The organism is Pseudomonas sp. 14P_8.1_Bac3 (assembly GCF_025466085.1).
Taxonomy (GTDB): domain Bacteria; phylum Pseudomonadota; class Gammaproteobacteria; order Pseudomonadales; family Pseudomonadaceae; genus Aquipseudomonas.
This window is the reverse complement of record NZ_JANLOD010000061.1, coordinates 103,541-113,128: the sequence shown is the minus strand read 5'-3', so window position 1 is coordinate 113,128 and position 9,588 is coordinate 103,541. Positions and strand designations below refer to the sequence as shown.

The following is a 9,588-nucleotide window of genomic DNA, read 5'->3' as shown; positions in this document are numbered from 1 at the left end:
GGGTCCGCCCCCCCCCCCCCCACCCCCGCTCCTACAGGGAGGGCGGTGGGTCAGGAGAGGAAGCCGCCGTCGACGTTCAGCGATACACCGGTGGTGTAGCTGGACGCGTCGCTCGCCAGGTACAGCACCGCCCCTGCCATTTCACTCGGATCCGCCACACGCTTGAGCGGAATCTGCGCCAGCGCCGTGTTCAGGATCGCCTCGTTCTTCACCAGTGCCGACGCGAACTTGGTGTCGGTCAGCCCCGGCAACAGCGCGTTGCAGCGGATGCCGAATTGCGCGCATTCCTTGGCGAACACTTTGGTCATGTTGATCACCGCCGCCTTGGTCACCGAGTAGATGCCCTGGAAAATCCCCGGCGAGATGCCGTTGATCGACGCCACGTTGATGATGCTGCCGCCGCCGTTGTCGCGCATCAGCTTGCCGGCTTCGACGGACATGAAGAAGTAGCCGCGGATGTTCACATCAACGGTTTTCTGGAAGGCGCTGAGGTCGGTGTCCAGCACGTTGCAGAATTGCGGGTTGGTCGCCGCGTTGTTGACCAGGATGTCGAGGCGCCCGAACTGCTCGCGGATGCCGGCGAAGACCTGGCTGATCTGCTCCATTTCTCCGATGTGGCAGGCAACGGCGGTGGCTTTGCCACCCGCGGCGATGATCGCGTCGGCCACGTGCTGGCAGCCCTCAAGCTTGCGGCTGGAGACGATCACGTGGGCGCCTTGCTGGGCCAGCAGTTTGGCAATCGCTTCACCGATGCCGCGGCTGGCGCCGGAAACGAAAGCGATCTTGCCGTCGAGGTCGAACAACTGAGTCTTGGACATGCGGGTTCCTTGTTATTAGCGGGCCGTGTTTCAGGCACTCATCACGAGATCAAAGCGTGGATTTCTGGATGACCTGCAAGCTCATCTGCTCCAGCAGTTTGTTCATGTGAATGAACTGCGCGAAGCGTTTGTCCTGGGTCTGGCCATGGAAGAAGCGGTAGTAGATCTGCTGCACGATGCCGGCGAGGCGGAACAGGCCGTAGGTGTAGTAGAAGTCGAAATTGTTGATCTCGATGCCCGAGCGCTGGGCGTAGTAATCGACGAATTCGCGGCGGGTCAACATGCCCGGCGCGTGGCTCGGCTGGCGGCGCATCAGTTGCACCGGCGCCGGGTCGCCGGCTTCGATCCAGTAGGCGAGGGTGTTGCCCAGGTCCATCAGCGGATCGCCGAGGGTGGTCAGTTCCCAATCGAGCACGCCGATGATCTGCATCGGGTTGTTCGGGTCGAGGATCACGTTGTCGAAGCGGTAGTCGTTGTGCACGATGCTCGACGTCGGATGGTCGGCGGGCATCTTGTCGTTGAGCCAGGCTTTCACCGCTTGCCACTGCGGCGCGTCCGGGGTCAGGGCTTTCTCATAGCGATCGCTCCAGCCCTTGATCTGCCGCGCCACGTAACCTTCGGGTTTGCCGAGATCGCCGAGGCCATAGGCGTTGTAATCCACCTGGTGCAGTTCGACGAACTTGTCGATGAAACTCTTGCACAGGGCTTTGGTTTTCGCCGCGTCCAGGCCCAGCTCCGGCGGCAGTTCCGAACGCAGGATGATGCCGTTGACCCGTTCCATCACATAGAACTCGGCACCGAGCACTGACTCGTCGGTGCAGTGCACGTAGGCTTTCGGGCAGTACGGGAAGCCGTCACGCAGCTGATTGAGGATACGAAATTCGCGGCCCATGTCGTGGGCGGATTTGGCCTTGTGGCCGAACGGCGGCCGGCGCAGGACAAACTCCTGTTCGGGGTATTCCAGCAAGTAGGTGAGGTTCGACGCGCCGCCCGGAAACTGGCTGATCTGCGGCAGGCCACTAAGGCCCGGTATGTGCGTCTTGAGGTACGGATCGATCAGGCTGGCATCGAGTTCTTCGCCGGTGCGGATACGGGTGGACTGATCAGTAAGCGCCATGCTTATCCCTTCTGCTTATTCTGGAGGCCTGAAACTATTGGCTAATCTAATGCGCACACCCGGCACCCACAACCGCGATCGGCCCTTATAGGTGAGCGTGTTGCCGGGCAATCATTGCTTTTGATACACCTGTTTGAATTGTCCTACAGAACCGCATTGTTTTCCGCAGGCGGCGTGGCTGAGGCCGACGCTGGCAGCTCGATGGGGGTGAGCACCGGTTGACCGGAAAAGAACGCCATCAGGTTGCGCCCGACCAGTTCGACGGTGCCCCGGGTGGCTTCGGGCGACAGGCCGGCGACATGCGGCGTGAGGATCACGTTGCCCAGCGCTTTCAGGGCGTCCGGCACCTGAGGTTCGTGATCGAAGACATCCAGCCCTGCGCCGGCAATGCGCCGTTGCTCCAGGGCGCTGATCAAGTCAGCCGTGACCACCACGCTCGCTCGGGCGATGTTGATCAGGAATCCTTGCGGCCCCAGTGCATCCAGCACCGCTTTGTTGATCAGGCTCCGGGTGCCGAGCCCGCCGGGTGTGGCTACCACCAGGAAATCCGAGGCGCGGGCCAGTTCGGTCGGGGTCGAGCAGAAGCTGTATGACACGTCGCTGCGGTGCTGGCGGTTGTGGTAGCTGATCGACATGTCGAAGCCGTTGGCCGCGCGTTTGGCGATGGCCATGCCGACGGCACCCAGCCCGAGGATGCCCAAGCGTTTGCCCGCAAGGGAAGGGCGCATGATTTTCGGCCACTCGCCCCGGCGCACGGCGGCGTCGCAGCGGGGAATGTCACGGACCAGGGACAGCAGCATCGCCATCGCGTGATCGGCGACCGACGAGGCATTGACCCCGGCGCCGTTGGTGACGGTAATGCCACGGTCGGCCGCGGCCTGCAGGTCGACGTGCTCGTAACCGGCACCGATCACGCAAATGATTTTCAGCGCCGCCAGTGCCGCGATTTCATCGGCGTACAAGCCCAACGGACCGCGAGTGAGTACGGCATCGATACGCGCGCCGTGAGTGGCAATGGCTTCGGCGCGCTCGGCAGGGGTAGGGGCCAGAATCAGGTGAAAGCCCTGATGTTCGAGAATCGGCAGGTAATCGTTGATGGTTTCAACCAACACCAAAACGGTTGCGGGCATGCTGGGCTCCTGTTGCTTGAATATCCTAGAGATTGCTGGCTATAAAACGCATTGGCAACGATAAAAATTGCAGCACTGCCAGATGATCATAGCGGAACAGGGATGACACATTATGAAGCTGTGAGAAAGGTTCGCGCGGCCTCCAGAATTTCATCGGACAAGGCGTCGCCACGGGTGGCGCGGGCCAGTGTCAGCGCGCCAACCATCAACGAATAATCGACCAGCGCTTTCTGTCGATTCGCCTCGGGCTGGTCTGCCCCCATCAGCGGCGCGAGCATCTGCAGCAAGGCTTCCAGGCCTTGGGTGTAGGTCTGGTGCAAGCCGCTCTCAGAGGTTTCATGGCACATGTCGCCGGCAAATGCGGTCACCGGGCAGCTCTCGCCGGGATTGTCGCGGTTGGCGGCCGACAGGTACGGCGCAATGATGCTCTCGCGGGCCGAACGCTCGTCGTCGTGGCCTTCGATTTTCAGCTTCCAGCGCTCCATCGATTGCGTGAACGCCCGGGAGCAGGCTTCCTGCGCGAGTGCTTCCTTGGAATCGAAGTGACCGTAGAAACCGCCATGGGTCAGGCCGGCCGCGGCCATCACGTCGACGACGCTGATGCCGTGCAGGCCGCGCTCACGAAACAGGCGCGTGGCGGCCTCGACGATGATCTCGCGGTTCAGTTCGGCTTGTTTGCGGGAAACTCGAGGCATGGCGGCTCACAGATCAATCAGGCGTATAGATGACTGGCATCATAGGGAACTGTTGACGGCGTGTCAGGTGCTCACTTTGATGATGGCCGAAAGGCCCTATGGACGGTGCAACGGCTAGCCGGCGAATTGGCCGATGCCGTTGCCAAACGACCAGTTCTCGCGCTTGACCTCCACCAGGCTGATAAAGACATCCTCCAGGCGCACGGCCAGTTCCGCGTTGAGACTTTCGGCGATGGTTTTGTAGAGCAGTTTTTTCTGCTCGGTGGTGCGACCTTCCATCAAGGTGATCTGGATGATCACCAGGTTGTCGGTGCGCTGTATCCCCATAAAGGTCGGGTCATAAATGAAGTGGTTGGCATCGTGCTCGGCGAGGATCTGGAAATTATCGTTTTCGGGCACGCCGATGGTGGTGTGCATGGCCGTATAGATCAGTTTGCCGACACGCTTTGCAAAGGTCGGGTCCGGGTTGTTTTTGATATCGACGCGAACGAGAGGCATAAGTGGCTCCGCAGAATAGGCTGCCGGTCAGCAGGTCAGTCGAAAATACATGACGCTGATCCTTTATTAAATAGATTTTTTAAAACATCTATTGGTCCCTACGACCATTCCTCAGCTAAGTCTTTGCTTCTGCTCATGAATCCCGGACAATCGCGCCCCTGTTTCGGCCAGGGCGCTGCCTGTCGGATTTTTCCGACTCGTCCCGGCCGGGTAGCAACTGACCGGAATGTGGAGATCCCACCGGATGAATGATCAGGCCAATAGCGTCAACGAACGCTATGCAGCGGCGAAACCTGTCAGCCTTGAAAGCTGGAATCGCCATGACACCACCTGGATGCTCGGCCTGTTTGGCACGGCCATCGGTGCCGGCACCTTGTTCTTGCCGATCAACGCTGGCCTGGGCGGTTTCTGGCCGTTGCTGATCCTGGCGTTGCTGGCTTTTCCCATGACGTTCTACGCGCACCGTGGCCTGACCCGCTTCGTCTTGTCCGGTCGCGAGGGTGCGGACATCACGGAAGTGGTGGAAGAACACTTCGGCCTCAAGGCCGGGGCGCTGATCACGTTGCTGTATTTTTTCGCGATTTTTCCGATCCTGCTGATCTACAGCGTGGCCTTGACCAACACGGTGGGCAGCTTCCTTGAGCACCAGCTGCACATCATGCCGCCACCCCGCGCCGTGCTGTCGTTGGTGCTGATCCTCGGGCTGCTGGCGGTGGTGCGTTGTGGCGAACAGGTGATCATCAAGGCCATGAGCCTGATGGTCTACCCGTTCATCGTGGCGCTGCTGTTCCTGGCGGTATTCCTGATTCCGCACTGGAACGGTGGCATTCTCAGCACCGCCTCGACGTTGCCGGAGCCGTCGGCGTTGTTGCACACGCTGTGGCTGGCGATCCCGGTGATGGTGTTCTCGTTCAACCACTCGCCAATCATCTCGGCGTTCGCCGTGGACCAGAAGCGTCGATACGGTGATCACGCCGAAGAGCGCAGCTCGCAGATCCTGTCCCGCGCCCACGGGTTGATGGTGGTGATGGTGCTGTTTTTCGTGTTCAGCTGCGTGCTGACCCTGTCGCCAGCGCAACTGGCGGAAGCGAAGGCGCAGAACCTGTCGATCCTGTCTTACCTCGCCAATCACTTCAGCAATCCGACCATCGCCTTCGCGGCGCCGTTGATTGCGTTCGTGGCGATTTCCAAGTCGTTCCTGGGGCATTACATCGGGGCCAGCGAAGGTTTGAAGGGCCTGATCGTCAAAAGCGGCAAGCGCCCGGCGCCGAAGACGCTGGATCGTATGACCGCAGCGTTCATGCTGGTGGTGTGCTGGGTCGTGGCGACATTGAACCCGAGCATCCTGGGGATGATTGAAACCCTGGGTGGCCCGGTGATCGCGGCGATTCTGTTTCTGATGCCGATGTATGCAATCCGCAAGGTGCCGGCGATGGCCCGGTATCGTGGGCAGGCGTCGAATGTGTTTGTGGTGGCGGTGGGGCTGGTGGCGATTTCGGCGTTGATCTATTCGCTGAGTGCTTGATGGTTGAGGTGTGTTGATTTGATGAACGGCTGACCCAAATCGGGTTGGCCGTTTTTTTGTCCTGGTGTTTTTGCGCGGATCACGGTAGGAGCCAGCTTGCTGGCTCAGAACCTGAGAGCGCTGCGGGGTGTCTGGTTTCCCGCGTTATCGTTAACGACCATCGCGAGCAGGCTCGCTCCCAGTAACCAGGTTGGCTCGAGTGTGGCGGTCGCCCATAAAAAAACGCCGCTCATCTCGCGATGGGCGGCGTTTTTCATTGCTGTGTAACGTTAGGCTTGAACCACCGGAATGTTGGCGTTCGCAGCCGATTCACGGAACTCGGCAATCTGGTCGAATGACAGGTAGCGGTAGACATCGGCCGCCATGCTGTCGATCTTGCCCGCGTATTCCATGTACTCCTCGACGGTCGGCAGGCGACCCAGGATGGACGCAACGGACGCCAACTCAGCCGAAGCCAGGTAAACGTTCGCGCCGTCACCCAGACGGTTCGGGAAGTTACGGGTCGACGTCGACACCACCGTCGAGTTCGGCTCTACACGTGCCTGGTTACCCATGCACAGCGAGCAGCCCGGCATTTCCATGCGCGCGCCAGCCTTGCCGTAGATGCCGTAGTAGCCTTCTTCGGTCAGCTGGTGAGCGTCCATCTTGGTCGGCGGCGACAGCCACAGACGGGTTGGCAGCTGACCCTTGACCTGATCCAGCAACTTGCCCGCAGCACGGAAGTGGCCGATGTTGGTCATGCAGGAACCGATGAACACTTCGTCGATCTTCTCGCCGGCAACGCTGGACAGCAGACGGGCGTCGTCCGGGTCGTTCGGCGCGCAGAGCACAGGCTCTTTGACGTCGGCCAGGTCGATCTCGATGATTTCAGCGTATTCAGCGTCAGCGTCAGCCGCCAGCAACTCTGGGTTGGCCAGCCAGGCTTCCATCGCTTGAGCGCGACGTTCCAGGGTGCGTGCATCGCCGTAGCCTTCGCCGATCATCCAGCGCAGAAGGGTGATGTTCGACTTCAGGTATTCAGCGATCGATTCTTTGGACAGCTTGATGGTGCAACCGGCAGCCGAACGTTCGGCCGAGGCGTCGGACAGTTCGAACGCTTGCTCGACGGTCAGGGTTTCCAGACCTTCGATCTCCAGGATGCGGCCGGAGAAGGCGTTCTTCTTGCCTTTCTTCTCTACGGTCAGCAGGCCAGCCTGGATCGCGTAGTAAGGAATGGCGTGAACCAGGTCACGCAGGGTCACGCCCGGTTGCAGCTTGCCCTTGAAGCGAACCAGGATCGACTCCGGCATGTCCAGCGGCATGACGCCAGTGGCCGCGGCGAACGCAACCAGACCGGAACCGGCCGGGAACGAAATGCCGATCGGGAAACGGGTGTGGGAGTCGCCACCGGTGCCGACGGTGTCCGGCAGCAGCATGCGGTTCAGCCAGCTGTGGATGATGCCGTCGCCCGGACGCAGGGAAACGCCGCCGCGGGTCATGATGAAGTCAGGCAGGGTGTGGTGGGTGGTCACGTCGATCGGCTTTGGATACGCCGCGGTGTGGCAGAAGGACTGCATCACCAGATCGGTCGAGAAGCCCAGGCACGCCAGGTCTTTCAGTTCGTCACGGGTCATAGGACCGGTGGTGTCCTGGGAACCGACGGTGGTCATCTTCGGTTCGCAGTAGGTGCCCGGACGGATGCCGGTCACGCCGCATGCCTTGCCGACCATTTTCTGCGCCAGGGTGTAGCCCTTGGTGCTTTCAGCCGGTGCTTCAGGCTTCTTGAACAGATCGGAAGGTGGCAGACCCAGCTCGGTACGAGCCTTCTCGGTCAGGCCACGGCCGATGATCAGCGGAATACGGCCGCCAGCGCGAACTTCGTCCAACAGGACCGGGGTCTTCATTTCGAAGGTGGTCAGGACTTCGTCGGTGCCGTGCTTGCACACCTTGCCAGCATGCGGGTACAGGTCGATCACATCGCCCATGTGCATGTTGGAAACGTCGAATTCGATTGGCAGTGCGCCAGCATCTTCCATGGTGTTGTAGAAGATCGGAGCGATCTTGCTGCCGAAGCAGAAACCGCCGGCACGCTTGTTCGGCACGTAAGGAACGTCGTCGCCGAAGAACCACAGCACCGAGTTGGTAGCGGATTTACGCGAAGAACCGGTACCGACCACGTCGCCGACGTAGGCGATAGGGAAACCGGCGTTGCGCATTTCTTCGATCTGTTTCATCGGGCCGGTGACGCCTTGTACGTCAGGCACGATGCCGTCGCGGGCCATTTTCAGCATGGCCAGGGCGTGCAGCGGGATGTCCGGGCGGGACCAGGCGTCCGGGGCAGGGGACAGGTCGTCGGTGTTGGTTTCGCCGGTGACCTTGAACACGCGCAGGCTGATCTTGTCGGCCAGGACAGGACGCTTGACGAACCATTCGCCGTCGGCCCAGGACTGCAGCACGCCTTTGGCGTGAACGTTGCCGTTCTTGGCTTTTTCAGCGACGTCGTGGAAAGCGTCGAACATCAGCAGGGTGTGCTTGAGCTCTTCGGCGGCGACTGGCGCCAGTTCGGCGTCGTCCAGCAGGTTGACCAACGTCACGATGTTGTAGCCACCCTGCATGGTGCCGAGCAGTTCAACAGCGCGTTTCTTGTCGATCAGGGGGGAATTGACTTCGCCTTTGGCCACGGCAGAAAGGAAGCCTGCCTTTACATAGGCCGCTTCGTCCACGCCAGGCGGAACGCGATTGGTGATCAGGTCAACGAGGAAAGCTTCTTCGCCAGCCGGGGGATTTTTCAGCAGCTCGACCAGGCCTGCAGTTTGTTCGGCGTTAAGCGGCTGGGGAACGATACCCAGGGCTGCACGCTCTTCGATATGTTTGCGGTAGGCTTCAAGCACAGTTATTACCCTCATCAGTGGTCCCAAATGGGTGTCCGGGACGCTCATCCCGAAATTGCCGTACTCATGCGCTGCGTGGCGTTGTGGGCCACTTAGCCAGAATTACCGACAATTCCTTACAGAAGCTGCTTTCAAAGTTTTACGCCTGCAGAACGGGGAGCTGATGAGGGTTGGCGTTGGGCTTTTCCCCGCTGGAAAAACCCTTCGCCAACACCGCTCTGAAGGAACGACTGTGCTCGTGACGCTTTGAAAACAGCTTCTAACGGACATTGGCGCCTTAAAAGGCTGGCTGATTCTACGGCAAAAAAAATTTAAAGGTAAGTCAGGGGTTATTGGACTTTGGTGGCGAGTTACATTGAGCGGGGCTGTGGTACGGCCCTTTGGCCCCTGACTTTGAGGGGTGATGAATGCGGGACAAAGGGCTAACATGCCGACCTGTTCTGCTTTCCCATGCTGTGTTGACTATGCCCAATCAGACCATCAAGACCCCCTGCGTCGGCCTTTGCTCCACTGTTTACGGTGACCTGGTCTGCCGTGGCTGCAAGCGTTTCCACCATGAAGTGATCAACTGGAACGGTTACAACGAGGAGGAGAAGCGCGCGGTCTGGTTGCGTCTTGAGCAGCTGTTGTCCCAGGTAATGGCTGCCAAGCTCGAGGTGTTCGATTCGCAACGCCTGCGCCAGCAACTGGAGCAGCGCAAGATTCGCTTCGTGCCGCATCAGTCGGAATATTGCTGGGCGTATCAGTTGATCGCCCGTGGTGCACGGGTGATCAACAATCTGGATGCCTACGGGATGGTGCTGCTGCCGGAATTCCGCGACTGGAACCTGCCGGAGTTGCGGGATGCGATCGATCGGGAGTTCTTTTTGCTCTCCGAGGCGCATTACCAGCGCTACATTGCGCCGGGGTTTCTCAAGGATGCCTTCGGCGGCTGA

General features: G+C 60.1%; 8 protein-coding genes. 2 read left to right on the top strand and 6 right to left on the bottom strand.

The window, feature by feature from the left end; translation table 11 throughout:
* Window positions 1-50: 50 nt before the first annotated feature.
* The 5 genes from NTD84_RS19480 to NTD84_RS19460 all read right to left on the bottom strand — a co-directional run bounded on the left by NTD84_RS19480 (window position 51) and on the right by NTD84_RS19460 (window position 4,258).
* The gene (locus NTD84_RS19480; protein WP_253427666.1) at window positions 51-818 is read right to left on the bottom strand and encodes an SDR family oxidoreductase; all 768 of its coding nucleotides are present in this window, start codon (window positions 816-818) and stop codon (window positions 51-53) included.
* A 49-nt stretch (window positions 819-867) separates the two neighbouring features.
* Window positions 868-1,935 carry a phosphotransferase family protein gene (locus tag NTD84_RS19475; RefSeq protein WP_262168705.1) on the bottom strand — a complete coding sequence of 356 codons (1,068 nt, stop codon included), beginning with the start codon at window positions 1,933-1,935 and terminating at the stop codon, window positions 868-870.
* Window positions 1,936-2,078: 143 nt separating this feature from the next.
* On the bottom strand, window positions 2,079-3,065 hold the full coding sequence (locus NTD84_RS19470; RefSeq protein WP_262168701.1) for a 2-hydroxyacid dehydrogenase: 987 nt from the start codon (window positions 3,063-3,065) through the stop codon (window positions 2,079-2,081).
* 110 nt (window positions 3,066-3,175) lie between these two features.
* Window positions 3,176-3,760, bottom strand: coding sequence for a TetR/AcrR family transcriptional regulator (locus NTD84_RS19465; protein ID WP_262168698.1), 585 nt, complete (start codon window positions 3,758-3,760; stop codon window positions 3,176-3,178).
* 114 nt (window positions 3,761-3,874) lie between these two features.
* The gene (locus tag NTD84_RS19460) at window positions 3,875-4,258 is read right to left on the bottom strand and encodes a tautomerase family protein (RefSeq protein WP_262168696.1); all 384 of its coding nucleotides are present in this window, start codon (window positions 4,256-4,258) and stop codon (window positions 3,875-3,877) included.
* Window positions 4,259-4,502: 244 nt separating this feature from the next.
* Here NTD84_RS19460 and NTD84_RS19455 point away from each other — a divergent pair, with 244 nt between their 5' ends.
* On the top strand, window positions 4,503-5,783 hold the full coding sequence (locus NTD84_RS19455; RefSeq protein WP_262168694.1) for a serine/threonine transporter: 1,281 nt from the start codon (window positions 4,503-4,505) through the stop codon (window positions 5,781-5,783).
* A gap of 269 nt (window positions 5,784-6,052) precedes the next feature.
* Here the strand turns inward: NTD84_RS19455 and acnB are convergent, their stop codons facing one another.
* Window positions 6,053-8,653, bottom strand: coding sequence for a bifunctional aconitate hydratase 2/2-methylisocitrate dehydratase (acnB, locus tag NTD84_RS19450; RefSeq protein ID WP_262168722.1), 2,601 nt, complete (start codon window positions 8,651-8,653; stop codon window positions 6,053-6,055).
* Between the two features lie 464 nt (window positions 8,654-9,117).
* Here acnB and NTD84_RS19445 point away from each other — a divergent pair, with 464 nt between their 5' ends.
* Window positions 9,118-9,588 (top strand): DUF1289 domain-containing protein, encoded by a 471-nt coding sequence (locus NTD84_RS19445; protein ID WP_262168691.1) that lies wholly within the window; start codon window positions 9,118-9,120, stop codon window positions 9,586-9,588.

What these genes read in the sequence shown, in the direction of transcription:
- NTD84_RS19445 (WP_262168691.1), top strand. Translation starts at nt 9,118, where the DNA reads ATGCCCAATCAGACCATCAAGACCCCCTGCGTCGGCCTTTGCTCCACT.
- NTD84_RS19455 (WP_262168694.1), top strand. Translation starts at nt 4,503, where the DNA reads ATGAATGATCAGGCCAATAGCGTCAACGAACGCTATGCAGCGGCGAAA.
- NTD84_RS19460 (WP_262168696.1), bottom strand. Translation starts at nt 4,258, where the DNA reads ATGCCTCTCGTTCGCGTCGATATCAAAAACAACCCGGACCCGACCTTT.
- NTD84_RS19465 (WP_262168698.1), bottom strand. Translation starts at nt 3,760, where the DNA reads ATGCCTCGAGTTTCCCGCAAACAAGCCGAACTGAACCGCGAGATCATC.
- NTD84_RS19475 (WP_262168705.1), bottom strand. Translation starts at nt 1,935, where the DNA reads ATGGCGCTTACTGATCAGTCCACCCGTATCCGCACCGGCGAAGAACTC.
- NTD84_RS19470 (WP_262168701.1), bottom strand. Translation starts at nt 3,065, where the DNA reads ATGCCCGCAACCGTTTTGGTGTTGGTTGAAACCATCAACGATTACCTG.
- NTD84_RS19480 (WP_253427666.1), bottom strand. Translation starts at nt 818, where the DNA reads ATGTCCAAGACTCAGTTGTTCGACCTCGACGGCAAGATCGCTTTCGTT.